This window comes from Isoptericola sp. Y581 (genome assembly GCF_059445475.1).
Genome location: NZ_JCAIUK010000003.1, coordinates 215,743 through 234,004 on the forward strand (window position 1 = coordinate 215,743; position 18,262 = coordinate 234,004).

Below are 18,262 nucleotides of genomic sequence, written 5' to 3' on the forward strand. Positions count from 1 at the left end.
TGAACCACGGCATCGACGTCGAGGCCGAGCCGGCGCCCGTGCGCCTGGCGGAGCGGGGCTGGTGACGCCGCCCCTCGGCGACGACTGGGTCACCGGGCCGGACGGCCTCAAGCACCGTCGTGCGGCCCGCGTGATCCTGCTCGACGAGGCGGACCGCGTGCTGCTGGTGCGCGGGCACGACGCTGACCAACCCGAGCGGTCGTGGTGGTTCACCGTCGGCGGCGGGATCGACCCGGGCGAGAGCGAGGTCGAGGCCGCGCTGCGCGAGGTGCGCGAGGAGGCCGGCCTGGAGCTCACCCCCGACGACCTGGTGGGCCCGGTGGCCACCCGCGCGGGGATCTTCCGGTTCTTCGCCGAGACCTGCCGTCAGGACGAGGTCTTCTTCGTCGCGCGGGTCGACGGCGGCCACGAGCCGACCGACGCCGGGTGGACACCGGTGGAGCGCGACGTCCTGGACGAGATGCGCTGGCTCACGACCGCGGAGCTGCGCGCCGAGACACGCGAGGTCTTCCCGACCGTGCTGCCGGACGTCGTCGACGCCCTCGCCCGCGGCTGGGACGGCACGGTGCGCCACCTGGGCACGCAGTACGACGACGAGCCCACCTCGCCGGTCGCCCTTCGACAGGCTCAGGAACCGCAGGTCGAGATCCCGGAGGATCGCTGGTGAGCGCACCCACGATCGGGGTGCTCGCCCTGCAGGGCGACGTGCGCGAGCACGCCTCCGCCCTCGAGTCCGCCGGGGCCCGGGCCGTCCGAGTGCGCCGCCCCGCCGAGCTCGAGGCCGTCGACGGGCTCGTGCTACCCGGCGGGGAGTCGACCACCATCGACAAGCTGCTGCGGCTGTTCGAGCTCGCCGACCCCCTGCGCCGCGCGATCGGGCAGGGGCTGCCCGTCTTCGGGTCGTGCGCGGGAATGATCCTGCTCGCGGACCGCATCGAGGGCGGCACCGCCGACCAGCGCACCCTCGGCGGCATGGACGTCGTGGTGCGACGCAACGCCTTCGGCCGGCAGGTCGACTCGTTCGAGGCGGACCTGCAGGTCTCGGGCATCTCCGACGTGCCGGACGGCGTCCCTGTGCGCACCGCGTTCATCCGGGCGCCCTGGGTCGAGTCGGCCGGCCCCGACGTCGAGGTGCTGGCCCGGATGCCCGACCGTTGGGCGGACGGCTCCACGGTGGGCGCGGCCGCCGGTAAGATCGTCGCAGCACGTCAGGAACGGCTGCTCGCCACCGCCTTCCACCCGGAGATCACGGGGGATGCGCGGGTGCACGGGCTGTTCGTCCGGCTCGTCCAAGCATCGCGAAGGAGTTAGGGAGCGCATGTCAGGTCACTCCAAGTGGGCCACGACCAAGCACAAGAAGGCTGCGATCGACGCCAAGCGCGGCAAGCTCTTCGCGAAGCTGATCAAGAACATCGAGGTCGCCGCGCGCACCGGGGGCGGTGACCTGGCGGGCAACCCCACGCTGTTCGACGCCGTCCAGAAGGCCAAGAAGTCGTCGGTCCCGAACGACAACATCGAGCGCGCGCTCAAGCGCGGCTCCGGCGAGGGCGCCGACGCCGTCGACTACCAGACGATCATGTACGAGGGCTACGGGGCGAACGGCATCGCCGTCCTCGTCGAGTGCCTCACCGACAACAAGAACCGTGCCGCCTCCGAGGTGCGCCTCGCGTTCAGCCGCAACGGCGGCAACCTCGCCGAGCCGGGCTCGGTGTCGTACCTGTTCTCCCGCAAGGGTCTTGTCGTCGTGCCCAAGGCCGAGGGCGTCACCGAGGACGACGTCATGCTCGCGGCGCTCGATGCCGGCGCCGAGGACGTCAGCGACGAGGGCGAGTTCATCGAGGTCCTCTGCGAGGCCACCGACCTCGTTGCCGTGCGCACCGCGATCCAGGAGGCGGGCATCGAGTACGACTCCGCCGACTCCGTGTGGCACCCGTCCATGGAGGTCGAGGTCGACGTCGAGGGCGCGCGCAAGATCCTGCGCCTCATCGACGCGCTCGAGGACAGCGACGACGTGCAGAACGTCTACGCCAACTTCGACGCCTCCGACGAGGTCATGGCGGCGCTCGACGAAGAGGACTGACCACTCCCGACACGTCCCCCACCCCCCACCCCGCCGCCCCCGCGGCGAGGTAGTCCCTGATTCGCCGAGGTAGTTCGAAATTCCGCGAGGTAGTTCGCAGACCGCAAGATGGCGCACTACCTCGCCGAGGATCGAACTATCTCGCGGAATTTCGAACTACCTCGGCGAATCTGGGACTACCTCGGCGACCTGCGTGAGAAGGTGACGACGTGCGCGTGCTGGGGGTGGATCCGGGGCTGACCCGGTGCGGTGTCGGTGTCGTCGACTCGCTGCCGGGGCGGCGGGCGCGGCTCGTCGACGTGGGCGTCGTGGGCAGCGACCCGGCCTCGAGCGTCGACCTGCGGCTGCTGCACGTCGCGTCCGGGCTCGAGGAGTGGCTGGACCGGCATGTGCCCGATGTCGTCGCGGTCGAGCGGGTCTTCGCCCAGCACAACCTCGGCACGGTCATGGGCACGGCCCAGGTGGCGGGGCTGGCGATGGTCGCGGCCGCACGGCGCGGCATCCCGGTGGCGATGCACACCCCGAGCGAGGTCAAGGCCGCGGTGACCGGCTCCGGCCGGGCGGGCAAGGAGCAGGTGCAGCGCATGATCGCGCGCATCCTGGGCCTGGACGAGCTGCCGCGACCGGCCGACGCCGCCGACGCGCTCGCCCTCGCCGTCACGCACCTGTGGCGGCCGGCAGGAGCCCTGCAGGGCGGGGAGCGGCACGAGCTCACCCCCGCGCAGCGCGCGTGGGCGGCGGCCGAGCAGACGGCCCGCAAGGGCTCCCACCGCGGGGCGCCGTCCCGCACCCCGCGCTGACCGCGGCGCTCCCGTCGATGGCGGGCCGGCACTCGTGTCGTGGGTGGGGGCGTCGGCGCCGGTTGTTACAGTGGCGCCTCGTACGGGTGTTCGACGGACGGCCCTGCTCGACGAAAGGACAACGGTGATCGCCTCCCTGACCGGCACGGTCACGCACGTGACGCTGGAGCGGGCCGTGCTCGACGTGGGCGGGGTGGGCTACCTCGTGCACGCCACCCCGGGCACGCTCGCCGGGTTGCGCCCGGGTGAGCGTGCGCAGCTGCACACGACGCTCGTGGTCCGCGAGGACTCGATGACGGTGTTCGGGTTCGCGGACGCCGACGAGCGCGAGGTCTTCGAGACCGCGCAGTCGGTCTCGGGCGTCGGGCCGCGGATCGCCCTGGCGATGCTCGCCGTGCTGACCCCCGACGCCCTGCGCCGGGCCGTCGCGTCGGAGGACCTGGCGGCGCTGCGCCGGATCCCCGGCGTCGGCCCCAAGAGCGCCCAGCGCCTCGTGCTCGAGCTGACCGGCAAGTTGGGCGCGCCCAGTGGTGCCGCCGGCGCGGTGGCCGACGTCGCGCCCGTGGGCGGGGGAGACACTGCGCGGGACCAGGTGGTCGAGGCGTTGGTGGGCCTGGGATGGGCCGCCAAGGTGGCCCAGGACACGGTCGACCGGGTGCTCGCGGAGCAGGACGACGAGGGCCCGGTCGACGTGGCGGCGACGCTGCGGGCGGCCCTGCAGTCGCTCGGTGGCCGCCGTGGCTGAGCCGCTCGAACCCGAATACGGCGGCGAGCGGCTCGTCACCTCGTCGGCCGACGACGTCGAGCGGGCCGCCGAGGCGGCGCTGCGGCCCAAGAAGCTCGACGAGTTCGTCGGCCAACGGGTGGTGCGCGATCAGCTCTCCCTGGTGCTGCAGGCGGCACTGGCCCGGGACGCCGCACCCGACCACGTGCTCCTCTCCGGGCCACCGGGGCTCGGCAAGACGACGCTCGCCATGATCATCGCCGCCGAGCTCGGCACGCCGATGCGGGTCACCAGCGGCCCGGCGATCCAGCACGCGGGCGACCTGGCCGCGGTGCTGTCCTCGCTCGAGGAGGGCGAGGTGCTGTTCATCGACGAGATCCACCGCCTTGCCCGGCCCGCCGAGGAGCTGCTGTACGTGGCGATGGAGGACTTCCGGGTCGACGTGGTGGTCGGCAAGGGCGCCGGGGCCAGCGCGATCCCGCTGGCGCTGCCGCCGTTCACCGTGGTGGGCGCCACGACCCGGTCGGGCCTGCTGCCCGCGCCGCTGCGCGACCGCTTCGGCTTCACCGGCCACCTGGACTTTTACGACGCGGCCGAGCTCGAGCGCGTCATCATCCGCTCGGCAGGGTTGATGGGCGTCGACATCCAGCACGCCGCGGCGCACGAGATCGCCGGTCGCTCGCGCGGTACGCCCCGCGTCGCGAACCGGTTGCTGCGCCGGGTGCGCGACTGGGCCCAGGTGCGCGGGGACGGCGGCCTGGACCTCCGGGCGGCGCGCGCCGCGCTCGAGGTCTACGAGGTCGACCTGATCGGCCTGGACCGGCTCGACCGCTCCGTCCTGGACGCCGTGTGCCGCCGGTTCGGCGGCGGCCCGGTGGGCCTGGGCACGCTGGCGATGACGGTCGGGGAGGAGCCGGACACGGTGGAGACCGTCGCCGAGCCGTACCTGGTGCGTGAGGGCCTCCTGGGCCGGACTCCGCGCGGCCGGGTCGCGACACCCGCCGCGTGGGAGCACCTCGGCCTCACGCCCCCGCCCGGTGCCTGGGGCGCGGCCGTGTCGGGCACGCACTTCGACGACACCGAGGGCGGCCGGGCGGGCGGCCGGGCCGACCCGGCGGACTAAACCGGGGCCGCGCGTCGGCGGGTGGCCGTCGACCGCCTAGACTGGGTGAGGCACCGACCATCGACGGTCGGTGTGTGGAACTCGACGGGCGCCATGCTCGTTGGTCCCGTGTGCGCAGACCCCTGCGCATGGCGCGTCGACCGGCGCGCCCCAGACGCCCGCCATGGGCGGGCAGTGACAGACAAGGACGCTCCGTGGAACTCATCATCCTCTTCGTGGTCCTCGCGGGCCTCATGTTCTTCATGAGCTCGCGGACGCGCAAGCAGCAGAAGCAGCAGGCCGAGTTCCGGTCGCAGCTCGCGCCGGGCCAGGAGGTCATGACCGGCTCGGGCCAGTTCGGCACGGTCGTGGAGATCGACGAGGCGAACGACACCGTCACCATCGAGTCCACGCCTGGCAACCGGTCCCGCTGGCTGCGTGCCGCGATCGCCAAGCGTGTCGACACGCCGGTGGACGACGCCGTTGACGCCGCTGACGAGACGGACGTCACAAGCGACGACGCCGAGACCGGTACGATCACCTCCGGCGCCGATCACGTCGACGTCCCCGACGACCTGTCGAGCCTGGACACCGCGCAGCGGGAGTACCGGGACCAGCAGCGTCGCGACGAGGGCGAGACCGGCAACAAGTAGCAGTGACACGCGACGGCGGGCGCTCGCGCCCGCTCGACTGACACCGCGCCGGTCGGGGTGATCCCGGCCGGCGCCATCACGCGTCGACCCACCGGCGCGCAGACGGGAAGAGACAGAAGTTGGCGAACTCACGCACGAAGCGGTCGCGTCCGGCACGCACCCTCGTGGTCTTCACGATCCTGACGATCGTCCTGCCCTTCATCGCGCTCGGTTCCGGCGTCTTCTTCAGCCCCAAGACGGCTGACGACCCCGACGGCGCGAGCTTTGCCCCGGGCTTGGCGCTCGACCTGCAGGGCGGCACGCAGATCGTCCTGACGCCGGTGTCCACGGACGGCTCCGACGTGACGTCGGAGACCGTGCAGGAGTCGATCAACGTCATCCGGCAGCGCATCGACTCCTCGGGCGTCAGCGAAGCCGAGATCACGAGCCAGGGCTCGGGCAACATCGTCGTCGGCATCCCCGGCGAGGTGTCGCAGGAGACCATCGACCTCGTCTCGCAGCCGGCCCAGATGCGCTTCCGCCCCGTGCTGACCTATGCGGCCGGCACCCCGATCCAGGAGCCCAGCGAGGACCCGTCGGCCAGCCCGTCGCCGAGCGAGGACGCTGCAGGCGACGACGCCGCGGGCGACGACGCTGCGGGCGACGACGCCGCGGGCGACGACGCCGCGGACACGAGCCCGAACGGCAAGGGTGCCGGCGCGCCGCTCTCGTTGCCGGCCGACACCGACCCGACGGAAGCGCCGACCGCGACGGCGACGTCGGGCGGGGACGCGGCCGAGGAGCCGGAGCCGTCGCCGACGACCACCGAGGGCGACGACGCCGCGGCCGCCGACCCGAGCGATCTCGCACAGATCACGCCCGAGGTGCAGGAGCAGTTCGAGGCGCTCGACTGCACCGACCCCGCGAACCTCAAGGGCGGCGGCGGGGACGACCCGGACTCGGTGCTGGTCACCTGCGGCGAGGACGGGGCGGTGAAGTACATCCTCGGCCCGATGGAGGTCGACGGCACACACATCTCCTCCGCGAGCTCCGGCCTCGTGCCCGGGCCGAACGGCACCACCACCAACGAGTGGGGCGTCTTCCTCGACTTCGACGGCGAGGGCGCCAAGGAGTTCCGTGAGACCACCACGCGGATCTCGACCCTCGAGGAGCCCCGCAACCAGTTCGCCATCGTGCTCGACGGGCTCGTCGTCTCCGCCCCGTCGGTGAGCACGCCGATCGCCGACGGGCAGGCGCAGATCTCGGGCAGCTTCACGCGCGAGACGGCCGCGACGCTGGCCAACCAGCTGAGCTTCGGCGCGCTGCCGATCCAGTTCGACGTGCAGAGCCAGGAGGAGATCTCCGCGACCCTCGGCTCCGAGCAGCTGCGCAACGGCCTGATCGCCGGCCTCATCGGCCTCGCGCTGGTGGTCGTGTACTCGCTGATGCAGTACCGCACGCTCGGTCTGCTCACGGTGGCGTCGCTGGTGGTCGCCGGCGCGATCACGTACCTCTCGATCGCCCTGCTGTCCTGGGGGATGGGCTATCGGCTCTCGCTCGCGGGCGTGGCCGGCCTGATCGTCGCGATCGGGTTCACGGCGGACTCGTTCATCGTGTACTTCGAACGCATCCGTGACGAGATACGCGACGGGAGAACTCTGTCCTACGCCGTGGAGCGGGGCTGGGCCCGCGCGCGGCGCACGGTGCTCGCCGCCAAGGCCGTCAACCTGATCTCCGCGGTCATCCTGTACTTCCTCGCCGTCGGCGGCGTGCAGGGCTTCGCCTTCACGCTGGGTCTGACGACGATCATCGACGTGGCGGTCGTCTTCTGGTTCACGCACCCGATGATGGAGGTCCTCACCAAGATCCCGTTCTTCCGCGACGGCCACCGATGGTCGGGCCTGTCTGCCGAGCGGCTGCGCGTCGGCTCCGGGCCGCGGTACGTGGGTGCGGGACGCGTCCGCGCGGCGGAGCCCGCCGCGAGGGACACGGCGGCGACGCCGGACGAGGCCTCTGGGTCCGCGGTGGCCGAGGCCCCGGCGGTCGAGGGCACGGAGCCTGAGCGGGAGCCCGCGCGCAGCGGCGCCCGGGTGGCCGCGGCGCCCGCCACGGATGCCTCGGGCCGGCGGCTGACGATCGCGGAGCGGCGCGCGGCGGAACGCCGGGCGGCCGAGTCGGGGACGGATCCCGGCGGCAATCCCGGCAGCCAAGCGGGTCCTGAGGACGGCACGTCGCCCTCGGCGACCGGCGAGAACGAGGAGAGCCGCTGATGGCCGGCATGAACTTCGCCCAGTGGGGCAACGACCTGTACACGGGCCGTCGGTCCTACCCGATCGTGCAGCGCCGTCGGCGCTGGTTCACGATCTCGGGGATCCTCGCCCTGGTGTCGATCGCGGTGATCGTGATCCAGGGGCTTGCGCTGGGCATCGACTTCCGTGGGGGCACCGAGCTCACGGTCAACGACGTGGCGTCGACCGAGCAGCAGCCGGCGATCGACGTCGTGCACGAGGTGCTGTCCGACGACGAGCCGCGGGTCGCCGTCGTCGGCGGGTCGGCCGTGCGGGTGCAGACCGAGCAGGTGACCGACGAGCAGGAGGCCGCGCTCGTCACGGGTCTCGCCGAGGCGTACGGCGTCGACGAGTCCGCGGTGGGCACGTCGTTCGTCGGCCCGACCTGGGGCGCCGGCGTCTCCATGCGGGCACTCTGGGGCACCGTGGTGTTCGTGGTGGCGGCGGCGCTCTTCATGGCCGTGTACTTCCGCGCCTGGCGAATGTCGGTCGCCGCGATCGTCGCGATGCTCGCCGACCTGCTCATCTCGGCCGGCGTGTACGCGGCCATCGGCTGGGAGGTCACGCCGTCCACGATCATCGGCTTCCTGACCATCCTGGGCTTCTCGCTGTACGACAAGATGGTCGTCTTCGACAAGGTGCGCGAGAACACGGCCGACGTGCTCACGCAGACCCGCAGCACCTATGCGGAGCGGGCGAACCTGGCGGTCAACCAGACGCTGGTGCGATCGATCAACACGTCCGTGGTGGCGCTGCTGCCGGTGGCGAGCATCCTCTTCGTGGGGGCGTTCCTCCTGGGGGCCGGCACGCTCCGCGACCTGTCGCTGTCGCTCTCCGTCGGCATCGCCGTCGGCGCGGTCTCCTCGCTCTTCCTGGCGACGCCGCTCGACGTCGCGCTGCGTGAGCGCGAGCCGAAGATCGCCGCGCACACGAAGTCGGTACTCGAGGGCCGGGCCGGGATGGTCGCCGAGGGCGGGCACGAGGCCGAGGTCGAGGCGTACGCGACCGGCTCCGCCCAGCTCATCCCGGGTCAGCACCAGGGCAACCGGGCCCAGCCGCGCCGCAAGCGCGGCGACTGAGCCCGGGGTGGGCGACACGACAGGGCCCGGCCCCGCACCGCAGGGCGGCGCAGCCGACGACATCGTCCTCGACGGACTGCGCGGCCTGGGCGCGGGGCGGGCCGCCGAGATCCGGCAGCTGATCCGCGACGTGCCCGACTACCCGCACCCGCCCGTCGTCTTCCGGGACATCACGCCCCTGCTCGCCGACGGCCGCGCCCTGGCCGACGTCGTGGAGGCGTTCGCCCGGCTGGTCGACGCCGACGGCGGGGTGGACGTCGTCGCCGGCATGGAGGCGCGCGGGTTCCTTTTCGGCGCCCCGCTCGCGACGCGCCTTGGCGTGGGATTCCTGCCGCTGCGCAAGGCGGGCAAGCTGCCGCCGCCCGTCGAGACGGTCTCCTACGAGCTGGAGTACGGCTCGGCCGCGATCGAGCTGCGCACGGGAACACTCGAGGCGGGTGCGCGTGTTCTTCTTGTCGACGACGTGCTCGCGACGGGCGGCACGGCGCGCGCGGCAGCGGAGCTGGTGGAGCGTTCCGGGGGCCAGGTGGTCGCCCTCGCGTTCCTGCTCGAGCTCGCCGGCCTGGGCGGACGCGACCGGCTGCCAGGCCGTACGGTCGAGGCCCTGCTGCGCGTGGAGTCGTAGACTTGCCGTCCCGGCCGACGGGAACACCGCGGTGGTTGCGGAAGGAGGCGCAGATGAGCGACGAGACCAAAGTCGTGCGCGCCGCCACGCCGCAGGGCCCTGCGACCCCCACGCCCCCCGGCCGAGGTCAGGGCTCGGGGCAGCGCGTGCGCAATCGGCTGGTGCGGCTCGGCGTCCGCGGCGCCCCGCCGACGACCCCGGCGCTGGAGCCGGTGCTTCAGGCCGTGCGCACCAATCACCCGAAGTCCGACCTGTCGGTCCTCGAGCGCGCGTACGCGACGGCCGAGCGGTGTCACCGGGGCCAGGAGCGCAAGTCCGGCGACCCGTACATCACACACCCCGTCGCGGTGGCGACCATCCTGGCGGAGCTGGGCTTCGACGGCCCGACCCTCGCGGCCGCACTGCTGCACGACACGGTCGAGGACACTGACTACGGGCTCGACGAGCTGACCCGTGAGTACGGCGAGGAGATCGCCATGCTCGTGGACGGCGTCACCAAGCTCGACAAGGTGACGTATGGCGACGCGGCCCAGGCCGAGACGGTCCGCAAGATGGTCGTCGCGATGGCCAAGGACATCCGCGTGCTGGTGATCAAGCTCGCGGACCGCCTGCACAACGCCCGGACCTGGAAGTACGTCTCGGGCTCGTCGGCGCAGCGCAAGGCGCGCGAGACGCTCGAGATCTACGCGCCGCTCGCGCACCGCCTGGGCATGAACACGATCAAGTGGGAGCTGGAGGACCTGTCCTTCCAGACCCTCTACCCCAAGGTGTACGACGAGATCGTGCACCTGGTGGCGGAGCGCGCCCCGGCGCGCGAGGAGTACCTGTCGGTGGTGCGCGAGCAGATCTCCGCCGACCTGCGCAGCGCGAAGATCAAGGCCACCGTCACCGGCCGGCCCAAGCACTACTACTCGATCTACCAGAAGATGATCGTGCGCGGCCACGACTTCGCGGAGATCTACGACCTGGTGGGCACGCGCGTCCTGGTGGACACGGTGCGGGACTGCTACGCGGTGCTCGGTGCGCTGCACGCGCGCTGGAACCCGGTCCCGGGCCGGTTCAAGGACTACATCGCGATGCCGAAGTTCAACATGTACCAGTCGCTGCACACGACGGTCGTGGGCCCGGGCGGCAAGCCCGTCGAGATCCAGATCCGCACGCACGACATGCACCGCCGCGCGGAGTACGGCGTCGCGGCGCACTGGAAGTACAAGGAGGTGGCGCGCGCGGACAAGGCCGCCGCGACGGACGACCCGCGGGCCAACGACATGGCCTGGCTGCGCCAGCTGGTGGACTGGCAGCGCGAGACGGCGGACCCGAGCGAGTTCCTCGACTCCCTGCGCTACGAGATCGGCGGCGCGGAGGTGTACGTCTTCACGCCGAAGGGCGAGGTGATGGCGCTGCCCGCCGGCGCGACGCCGGTCGACTTCGCGTACTCGGTGCACACCGAGGTGGGTCACCGCACCATGGGCGCGCGGGTGAACGGCCGCCTGGTGCCGCTGGACTCGACCCTCCAGAACGGCGACACCGTCGACATCCTCACGTCGAAGGCGGAGTCCGCCGGCCCGTCGCGGGACTGGCTCGCGTTCGTGAAGTCCGCGCGCGCCCGCAACAAGATCCGGCAGTGGTTCACCAAGGAGCGGCGCGAGGAGGCGATCGAGCAGGGCAAGGACGCCATCACGAAGGCGATGCGCAAGCAGAACCTGCCGATCCAGCGGCTGCTCAGCCACGAGACGCTCGTCGGGCTGGCGAACGACATGCGGTACGCCGACGTCTCGGCCCTCTATGCGGCGGTGGGCGAGGGCCACGTCTCGGCGCCGCACGTCGTCGACATGCTGGTGAAGTCGCTCGGGGGCGAGGAGGGCACCGAGGAGGACACCGCCGAGATGGCGAGTCCCGGGCGCGCGTCGCGTCGCGGCCGCACCGGCGACCCGGGCGTGGTCGTCAAGGGCGTCGACGACATCTGGGTGAAGCTCGCCAAGTGCTGCACCCCGGTGCCGGGCGACGAGATCGTCGGCTTCGTGACCCGCGGCGCGGGCGTGAGCGTGCACCGCTCCGACTGCGCCAACGCCGATCAGCTGAAGCAGGCCCAGCCGGAGCGCATGGTGGACGTGAGCTGGACCAACGGCGCCAACACGATGTTCCTCGTGCAGATCCAGGTCGAGGCGCTCGACCGCTCCCGGCTGCTGTCCGACGTCACGCGCGTGCTCTCGGACTACCACGTGAACATCCTGTCGGCGACGGTCTCGACCTCGACGGACCGGATCGCGATCTCGAAGTTCGTCTTCGAGATGGCGGAGCCAGGGCACCTGCAGCAGGTGCTCGCCGCGGTGCGGAAGGTGGACGGCGTGTTCGACGTCTACCGCATCACGGGGACGAAGGCCGCAGAGGTGCACCAGGCGCAGGAGGCTCCCGGCGCCTGAGCGCGTCAACGCGCGCCTGCTCGCGTGGCGCGACTCGGTGCGCTGGGGCGGCCCGGTGCGCCGCCGCCTCACGATCGTCAGCTACTCCGGCCGGCGCTCGGGGCGGGCGTTCGCCATCCCCGTGGGGTCCGTCGCCGCGGGCGCGTCCTGCTGACCCGCGACCCCCGGAGCGGGTCGCCCGCCGAGGAGGTGCCGGCGCGGCACGCGGAGTAGGTTCGCCAGCATGACGCTGCCGCTCGAGCCGCCGGTGCTGCCCATGCTTGCCAAGTCCGTGCCCGGCGTCCCCGACCAGCCGGACGACGGGGCCGGCTGGGTGTACGAGCCCAAGTGGGACGGCTTCCGCGCGCTGGTGTTCCGGGACGGCGACGACGTGCGCATCGACTCCCGCAACGCGCGGCCCATGCAGCGGTACTTCCCGGACGTCGTCGAGGCCGTGCGCGCGGCTCTCCCGGACCGGTGCGTCATCGACGGCGAGATCGTCGTCGCCTGCCCCGGCGAGGGCGCCGGGGCCGCCCACCTGGACTTCGATGCGCTGGGCCAGCGCATCCACCCGGCCGAGTCGCGGGTGCGGCTGCTGGCCTCCGAGACCCCCGCGAGCCTCGTCGTGTTCGACGTCCTCGCGCTGGGCGACGACGACCTGTCTGCCCGGCCGCTGCGCGAGCGCCTCGCCGCGCTCGACGGGCTCGGCCTCGACGGGCCGCAGGTGCACGCGACCCCGCGTACCGAGGACGCCGACGTGGCGCGGGAATGGTTCGCCGCCTTCGAGGGGGCCGGGCTGGACGGCGTGGTCGCCAAGCGGCTCGACGACCCCTACCAGCCGAACAAGCGCGCGCTGCTGAAGATCAAGCACGCCCGAACCGCGGACGTCGTCCTCGCCGGCTATCGGCTGCACAAGACGTCGACGCCCGACTACCCCCTGATCGGCTCGCTCCTGCTCGGCCTGTACGACGCTGAAGGAACCTCGGGCGACGCCGGCCGCCTGCAGTTCGTCGGGGTGTCGGCCTCGTTCCCGGCGGCCAGGCGGGCCGCGCTGCACGCCGAGCTCGCCCCGCTCGTCGTCGAGCCCGGTACGCCGGCCGCCGCCGATCATCCGTGGGCGGACTGGCAGGACCCGGCGGTCGCCGACGGGAGCGCGGGGGAGCGGCGCCCGGGGGCGCAGTCGCGGTGGAGCGCCGGGAAGGACCTGTCGTTCACTCCGCTGCGCGTCGAGCGCGTGCTCGAGGTCGGGTACGACCACATGGAGGGCTCCCGCTTCCGGCACACCGCGCAATTCAAGCGCTGGCGGCCGGACCGCGACCCGGCGTCGTGCACCTACGCCCAGCTCGAGGAGCCCGTCGGCTACGACCTGGCGGGCCTGCTGCCGGGAGCGCCGGGTACGGCCGCTGGTTGAGCCTGACGACGCAAGCTCAACCGGCGGAGGGAGCGATGAGTCGGAGCGCCCGGCGGGGTCAAGGGGTCATGGGAACACTGAGATATGGATTGATGAGCTGTTCGCTCGACGGCTACGTCGCCGACGGCGACGGCGGGTTCGACTGGGGGGCTCCGAGCGACGACGTGCACGCCTTCATCAACGACCGCGTCCGCGACGTGCGGACGTTCGTCGTGGGGCGGCGCATGTTCGAGACCATGCGCGTGTGGGACACCTGGCCGCCCGGGCAGAGCGAGGTCGCGGACGAGTTCGCCGAGATCTGGCGCGGCATCGACAAGGTCGTGTGCTCCGACAGCCTCGAGGACGTCGACGCGCCGCGCACCACGCTCGAGCCCCGGCTCACGACGGGGCGGCTCGTCGAGATCGTGGCGGCGACCGAAGGCGTCGTGGAGGTCTCCGGGCCGACGACGGCGGCCGGGGCGCTGCGGGCCGGGTTGTTCGACGAGATGACCGTGCGCGTCGTGCCCCACGTGGTGGGGGATGGGTTGCGGCTGCTGCCGGACGGGATGCGGGCCGACCTCACGCGCGCGGAGTGCGTGCCGCTCGACGACGGATCGGTCTTTCTGCGCTACGTGCAGGCCTGAGCGTTGTGGGCGCGAGACACGCCGATGTCGGGCGAACGATCACGGCGTGTCTCGCGCCCACAACGGCCGGTTAGGTGCGCTTGCGGTCCTTGTCCCGGCTGGGCTGCACGCGCTTGGGCTCGCCCGGCTGCTTGGGATACTCCGGGGGGTAGGGCAGGTCGCCCAGGCCATGCTCCTCCTCGTCGCGCCGGGCGAGGTCGAGCGCGGCGTCCAGGGAGCAGTCGAGCTCCGGGTCGCGGTCCGCGCGCAGCGCCGCGAAGAGGTCGCCGCGCTCGGCGAAGCGGACCGGCACGGTGGTGACGTCGAAGTCGTCCGGGTGGACGTCGCTCACCTCGTCCCACTCGAGCGGGGTCGAGACTGTGGCGCGCTTGTTCGGGCGCACCGAGTACGCCGACGCGATGGTCCGGTCGCGGGCCATCTGGTTGTAGTCGACGAAGATCTTCTCGCCGCGCTCCTCCTTCCACCACCTCGTGGTGACCTGCTCCGGGAGGCGGCGCTCCAGCTCGCGGCCGACCGCGATGGTGGCGCGACGCGCCTGCTGGAAGGACCATCGCGGGGCCAGGGGCACGAAGACGTGCAGGCCGCGCCCGCCGGACGTCTTCGGGTACCCGGTAAGGCCCAGCTCGACGAGCAGGTCCCGCAGGTGCGGCGCCACCGCCGCGGCGTCGTCGAACGACGTGCCCGGCTGCGGGTCGAGGTCGATGCGCAGCTGGTCGACGGCCTCGACGTCGTCGCGGCGCACCGGCCAGGGGTGGAAGGTGATCGTGCCGAGATTGACCGCCCACGCGACGACGGCGAGCTCGGTGGGCGCCACCTCGTCGGCGGTACGCCCACTGGGGAAGGCGATGGTGGCGGTCTCGACGTAGTCGGGCGCGCCCTTGGGGATGCGCTTCTGATAGAAGGCGTCCCCCCGGTTGTCGGCGCGGGTGGCCATCACGGCCCCCTCGAAGACCCCCTTGGGCCACCGTTCGAGGGTGGTCGGCCGGTGCAGCAACGCGCCGAGGACGCCGTCACCGACGGAAAGGAAGTACTCGACGAGCTCGCGCTTGGTGACCCCGGCTCGCCCGGGCTGCTCGGGGAAGACCACGCGGTCGGGGCTGGTGACGCGCACGGAGCGGCCGGCGGCGTCGAGCTCGACGGCGGGAGCGGCGGAGGCCATGCGCCTCAACCTAGGGCAGCACGGCCCGGGCCGCACGCACTGACGGAGCCGGCACGGCGCGCGCCTCGGCGAGCACGCGCCGGGCGCGGGGGCGCCCGACGACCCGTGCCCGGCGCTCGAGCAGGCGCCCGGCGTCGTCCAGGTCGACCGGGCAGGCGTCGGAGAGGATGCGCACGAGGCGAACCGCTTCCTGGGGCGCGACGTGCAGGGCGACGTCGACCACGGTCCGCAGCGGGGTGGTCACCCGTACCGGGCCGACCTGCTCCGTGTCGCCGTGCAGCAACGGCGCCTGCCACACGAGCCCGGCGCCCCACAGCTCCGGACGGTGGCCGCCGGCCGGGTAGGTGACGTCCAGGCGGTCGGCCGACTCCGCGGAGACGTGCCTGCCGGTGTGGACCCAGGCGGCCGTGCGCCCGGCGACGACGCCGCCCGTGGGCAGCTCCGGCTCGAGCAGGGCGGCCCGCAGGGCGGGCGTGACGACCGTGGCGGCGGGAACGGCGGCGCAGCCCCGCAGCACCTGCAGCGCGCCGTCGCGCACCAGCACGTCCCAGGCGGCACGGCCGCCGACGTCCGCCGGGCGCACGAGCCTCCCCGCGGCCGGCGTCGGGGCGGCGAGCAGGTGGCCGAGTCGACGCGGTCGTGCGGCGAGGGTCGGCGGGTCGGCCGGCTGGGACGGGACAAAGGTGGGGCCCACGCCCGGAAACGTATCCGGTCGTGGGCCCCTGGCGCGGCCGCCTGTGGACGGCGACCCGCGCGGACGTCAGCCGCGAGTCTCCTCCGCGGCGCGGACGACCTGCTCGAGCCAGGCACGCCGCGCGGCGAGCGCCGTCTCCGCCTCCTCGACGCGCCGGGCGTCGCCGGACTCCTGGGCCGCGACGAGGTCCTGCTCGAGGCCCTCGATCGCCGCCTCGAGCTGGGCCGCCGCGCCCTCGGCCCGGGCCCGGGTCTCCGGGTTGGTGCGGTCCCAGCGGGCCTGGTCGGCGTCGCGGATCGCCGATTCGACGGCCCGCATCCGGCCCTCGATGCGCTGCACGTCGCCGCGGGGCACCTTGCCTGCCTCCTCCCAGCGCTCCTGGAGGGTCCGCAGCGCGGCCTTGGCGGCCGCGAGGTCGGAGACCGGCAGCAGCGCCTCGACCTCGACGAGCAGCGCCTCCTTGACCTCGAGGTTCTGTCCGTACTCGGCGTCGATCGCGGCGTTCTCGGCGTCCCGCGCGCCGAAGAACGTGTCCTGTGCGGCGCGGAACCGGGCCCACAGCGCGTCGTCGTCCTTGCGGCTCGCCCGCCCGGCCGCCTTCCAGCGCGTCATGAGGTCGCGGTAAGCGGCCGCGGTGGCGCCCCAGTCGGTGTGGTGCTGCAGGGCCTCCGCCTCCGCGACCAGGTTCTCCTTCTCGGACTTGGCGGTGGTGTTGCGCTGCTCGAGGTCGGCGAAGAAGTGCCGGCGCTCCCGGTCGAAGGCGGTGCGGGCGTGGCTGAAGCGCTTCCAGAGCGACTCCTCCGTCGGCCGGTCGATGCGCGGGCCGTTGCGCTGCGCCTCCTTCCAGCTGTCCAGGAGGCCGCGCAGCTCCTCGCCGGCGGGCCGCCACTGCATCTTCGAGGGCTCCGTCTCGGAGATCTTCTCGGCCGCCTCGACGATGGCGGTGCGGGCGGCCACCGCCTCGGACTTGGCGGCGGCGCGCTCCTGCTCCAGGGCCGCGCGGCGTGCGGCGGCGCGGGCCTGCAGCCCGTCCACCCGGACACGCAGCGCATCCAGGTCGCCGACGGCGGCGGGCTCGCCGGTCTCCTCCGCGAGCTTCGTGAGCGTCTGGTCGATCTCGCGGACCGACAGGTCGGCGCTGTCCAGACGCGTCTCGAAGAGTGCCACCTTGGCATCCAGGTCGAGATAGCGGCGCACGTACAGGCTCATCGCCTCGGACGCGGACACGCCGGGGAACTGGCCGACCGACCGCTCGCCGGCCGCCTCGCGCACGTAGACGGTGCCGTCCTCGTCCACCCGGCCGAACGCCTCCGCCGCGGCGGCCAGTGCCGCGTCGTGCGCGGGCGGGGCGACCGGGGCGGGGGCGGCGTCCGCTGGCGAGGCCGCAGCGGCCGCCGGCGTCGGGCGCCGCAGCGCGGACGGCTTGGGCGCAGGTGCGGGCTTCGGGATGGCGGACGGCTTCGGCGCAGCGGGAGCCGGGGCGGGGCTCGGCGCCGTCGGCTCGTCGGGCGTGGGCTCCGGCGCTGCGTCGGCCGGGGTCGGCTCGTCGGGCGTGGGCTCCGGCGCTGCGTCGGCCGGGGTCGCCTCGGTGGGCGTGGGCTCCGGCGTCGCCTCGGCGGCGGTTGCGTCGTCCTGCGGCGCTGCGGGTTCGGGCGTTGCCGCCTCGTCCTGCGTCGGCTGGGGGGGAGTCTCGGCCGTCTCCTGCTCGGTGCCGGCCGGAGTCTCCTCGGGGCCGGTCGAGCCGGGGGTGTTTTCGCTCACTTGGTCTCAACTCCTTCGATGATGACGGGGTTCACGGGCGGACCGTCTCCGGTTCCGCTCGTCTCACCCGCGTCAGCGACTGCCTGGACGGCGTCCAGGCCGGACGTGACGGTGCCGAGCACCGTGTACCCGCCCGCGGCGTCGGACGGGATGGTCGAATCCTGGTACACGATGAAGAACTGCGAGCCCATCGACTCGCCTTCGCCGCCGACGCGCGCCATGGCGATCGTGCCCTTCGGGTACACGTCGTCGGCGGGCGCGTTCTCGATCGGACCGTAGGAGTAGCCCGGGCTGCCTGAGCCGGTGCCCGTGGGGTCGCCGCACTGCAGCACGGAGATGCCGGAGGTCGTGAGGCGGTGGCACGACGTGCCGTCGTAGTACCCCTGGTCCGTGAGCGAGACGAAGCTGGCGACGGCCTGCGGGGCAGCGGCGCCGTCGAGCTCCAGCACGACCTGCGACTCCTCGCCCCCCGCGCACACGTCGAGCGTCGCGGTCCAGGCGCGGTCCTCGGCGACCGACGGGTCGGGGAGGTCGCCGCCGGAGCGGGTCGCCGTGGCCGCCTCCGGGCAGCCACCCGCCGCCGCGGACTGGCCGGCCGCGTTCCCGAGGTTCGCGACCACGAGACCGCCGCCGACCAGGGCGAGCACGGCGAAGATCGCCACGATCGCCCAGGTCCGCTGTCTCCGGGCGCGCGCCTGCACCCGCCGCTTCTCCCACTCCGCCTGCCGCTTGCGGGCGTTCTCACGCTCGCGCTTGGTGGCCGCCACCCTGGGGGCACCTCCTCGGTCGTCCCGGTCACCGCACGGGAACAACCGCGCGCGGAGCACAGTCTAGGCGGCGGGGCGCAGGTCACACCCTCGGTGCCGTCCGGGGGTGCGGACC

At 73.2% G+C, this 18,262-nt stretch carries 18 protein-coding genes; 13 read left to right on the top strand and 5 right to left on the bottom strand.

Features of this window, described 5'->3' with window-relative positions; all coding sequences use genetic code 11:
- Positions 1 to 61 precede the first annotated feature (61 nt).
- The 11 genes from AC1C2W_RS07140 to AC1C2W_RS07190 all read left to right on the top strand — a co-directional run bounded on the left by AC1C2W_RS07140 (position 62) and on the right by AC1C2W_RS07190 (position 11,753).
- Positions 62 to 667 carry an NUDIX hydrolase gene (locus tag AC1C2W_RS07140; protein ID WP_495389419.1) on the top strand — a complete coding sequence of 202 codons (606 nt, stop codon included), beginning with the start codon at positions 62 to 64 and terminating at the stop codon, positions 665 to 667.
- Positions 664 to 1,311: a pyridoxal 5'-phosphate synthase glutaminase subunit PdxT gene (gene pdxT, locus AC1C2W_RS07145; protein WP_495389418.1), complete on the top strand. Its 648-nt coding sequence runs from the start codon at positions 664 to 666 to the stop codon at positions 1,309 to 1,311. The genes AC1C2W_RS07140 and pdxT overlap by 4 nt, the downstream gene beginning before the upstream one ends.
- Before the next feature lie 7 nt (positions 1,312 to 1,318).
- Positions 1,319 to 2,080, top strand: coding sequence for a YebC/PmpR family DNA-binding transcriptional regulator (locus AC1C2W_RS07150; protein ID WP_495389417.1), 762 nt, complete (start codon positions 1,319 to 1,321; stop codon positions 2,078 to 2,080).
- A gap of 209 nt (positions 2,081 to 2,289) precedes the next feature.
- Entirely contained in the window at positions 2,290 to 2,880 is a 591-nt protein-coding gene (gene ruvC / locus AC1C2W_RS07155; protein WP_495389416.1) for a crossover junction endodeoxyribonuclease RuvC, read from the top strand.
- 124 nt (positions 2,881 to 3,004) lie between these two features.
- Positions 3,005 to 3,625 (top strand): Holliday junction branch migration protein RuvA, encoded by a 621-nt coding sequence (gene ruvA, locus AC1C2W_RS07160; protein ID WP_495389415.1) that lies wholly within the window; start codon positions 3,005 to 3,007, stop codon positions 3,623 to 3,625.
- Positions 3,609 to 4,727 (top strand): Holliday junction branch migration DNA helicase RuvB, encoded by a 1,119-nt coding sequence (gene ruvB / locus AC1C2W_RS07165; protein ID WP_495412739.1) that lies wholly within the window; start codon positions 3,609 to 3,611, stop codon positions 4,725 to 4,727. Before ruvA ends, ruvB begins: the two co-directional genes overlap by 17 nt.
- Positions 4,728 to 4,921: 194 nt before the next feature.
- Positions 4,922 to 5,359 carry a preprotein translocase subunit YajC gene (gene yajC, locus AC1C2W_RS07170; RefSeq protein ID WP_495389413.1) on the top strand — a complete coding sequence of 146 codons (438 nt, stop codon included), beginning with the start codon at positions 4,922 to 4,924 and terminating at the stop codon, positions 5,357 to 5,359.
- Positions 5,360 to 5,478: 119 nt separating this feature from the next.
- Positions 5,479 to 7,608, top strand: coding sequence for a protein translocase subunit SecD (secD, locus tag AC1C2W_RS07175; RefSeq protein ID WP_495412740.1), 2,130 nt, complete (start codon positions 5,479 to 5,481; stop codon positions 7,606 to 7,608).
- Positions 7,608 to 8,705 (top strand): protein translocase subunit SecF, encoded by a 1,098-nt coding sequence (gene secF, locus AC1C2W_RS07180; RefSeq protein WP_495412741.1) that lies wholly within the window; start codon positions 7,608 to 7,610, stop codon positions 8,703 to 8,705. Before secD ends, secF begins: the two co-directional genes overlap by 1 nt.
- Positions 8,706 to 8,781: 76 nt before the next feature.
- On the top strand, positions 8,782 to 9,330 hold the full coding sequence (locus tag AC1C2W_RS07185; RefSeq protein ID WP_495412875.1) for an adenine phosphoribosyltransferase: 549 nt from the start codon (positions 8,782 to 8,784) through the stop codon (positions 9,328 to 9,330).
- Between the two features lie 53 nt (positions 9,331 to 9,383).
- Complete coding sequence (locus tag AC1C2W_RS07190) at positions 9,384 to 11,753, top strand: RelA/SpoT family protein (RefSeq protein ID WP_495389410.1); 2,370 nt, start codon at positions 9,384 to 9,386, stop codon at positions 11,751 to 11,753.
- Positions 11,754 to 11,834: 81 nt separating this feature from the next.
- Here the strand turns inward: AC1C2W_RS07190 and AC1C2W_RS07195 are convergent, their stop codons facing one another.
- The gene (locus AC1C2W_RS07195; protein ID WP_495412742.1) at positions 11,835 to 11,978 is read right to left on the bottom strand and encodes a hypothetical protein; all 144 of its coding nucleotides are present in this window, start codon (positions 11,976 to 11,978) and stop codon (positions 11,835 to 11,837) included.
- Between AC1C2W_RS07195 and AC1C2W_RS07200 the strand changes: the two genes are divergently transcribed.
- Both AC1C2W_RS07200 and AC1C2W_RS07205 read left to right on the top strand, forming a co-directional pair.
- Entirely contained in the window at positions 11,977 to 13,143 is a 1,167-nt protein-coding gene (locus AC1C2W_RS07200; protein WP_495412743.1) for an ATP-dependent DNA ligase, read from the top strand. The genes AC1C2W_RS07195 and AC1C2W_RS07200 overlap by 2 nt on opposite strands.
- A gap of 92 nt (positions 13,144 to 13,235) precedes the next feature.
- The gene (locus AC1C2W_RS07205; protein WP_495389407.1) at positions 13,236 to 13,766 is read left to right on the top strand and encodes a dihydrofolate reductase family protein; all 531 of its coding nucleotides are present in this window, start codon (positions 13,236 to 13,238) and stop codon (positions 13,764 to 13,766) included.
- Between the two features lie 70 nt (positions 13,767 to 13,836).
- On the opposite strand, the gene AC1C2W_RS07210 is transcribed toward AC1C2W_RS07205, so the two are convergent.
- The 4 genes from AC1C2W_RS07210 to AC1C2W_RS07225 form a co-directional block, all read right to left on the bottom strand.
- Positions 13,837 to 14,925, bottom strand: coding sequence for a DNA polymerase domain-containing protein (locus AC1C2W_RS07210; protein ID WP_495389406.1), 1,089 nt, complete (start codon positions 14,923 to 14,925; stop codon positions 13,837 to 13,839).
- A gap of 10 nt (positions 14,926 to 14,935) precedes the next feature.
- Entirely contained in the window at positions 14,936 to 15,619 is a 684-nt protein-coding gene (locus tag AC1C2W_RS07215) for a hypothetical protein (protein ID WP_495412744.1), read from the bottom strand.
- Between the two features lie 66 nt (positions 15,620 to 15,685).
- Complete coding sequence (locus AC1C2W_RS07220) at positions 15,686 to 17,380, bottom strand: DUF349 domain-containing protein (RefSeq protein ID WP_495412745.1); 1,695 nt, start codon at positions 17,378 to 17,380, stop codon at positions 15,686 to 15,688.
- Positions 17,377 to 18,147, bottom strand: a complete 771-nt coding sequence (locus tag AC1C2W_RS07225) for a peptidylprolyl isomerase (RefSeq protein WP_495389403.1) — start codon at positions 18,145 to 18,147, stop codon at positions 17,377 to 17,379. The genes AC1C2W_RS07220 and AC1C2W_RS07225 overlap by 4 nt, the downstream gene beginning before the upstream one ends.
- Between the last annotated feature and the right edge of the window lie 115 nt (positions 18,148 to 18,262).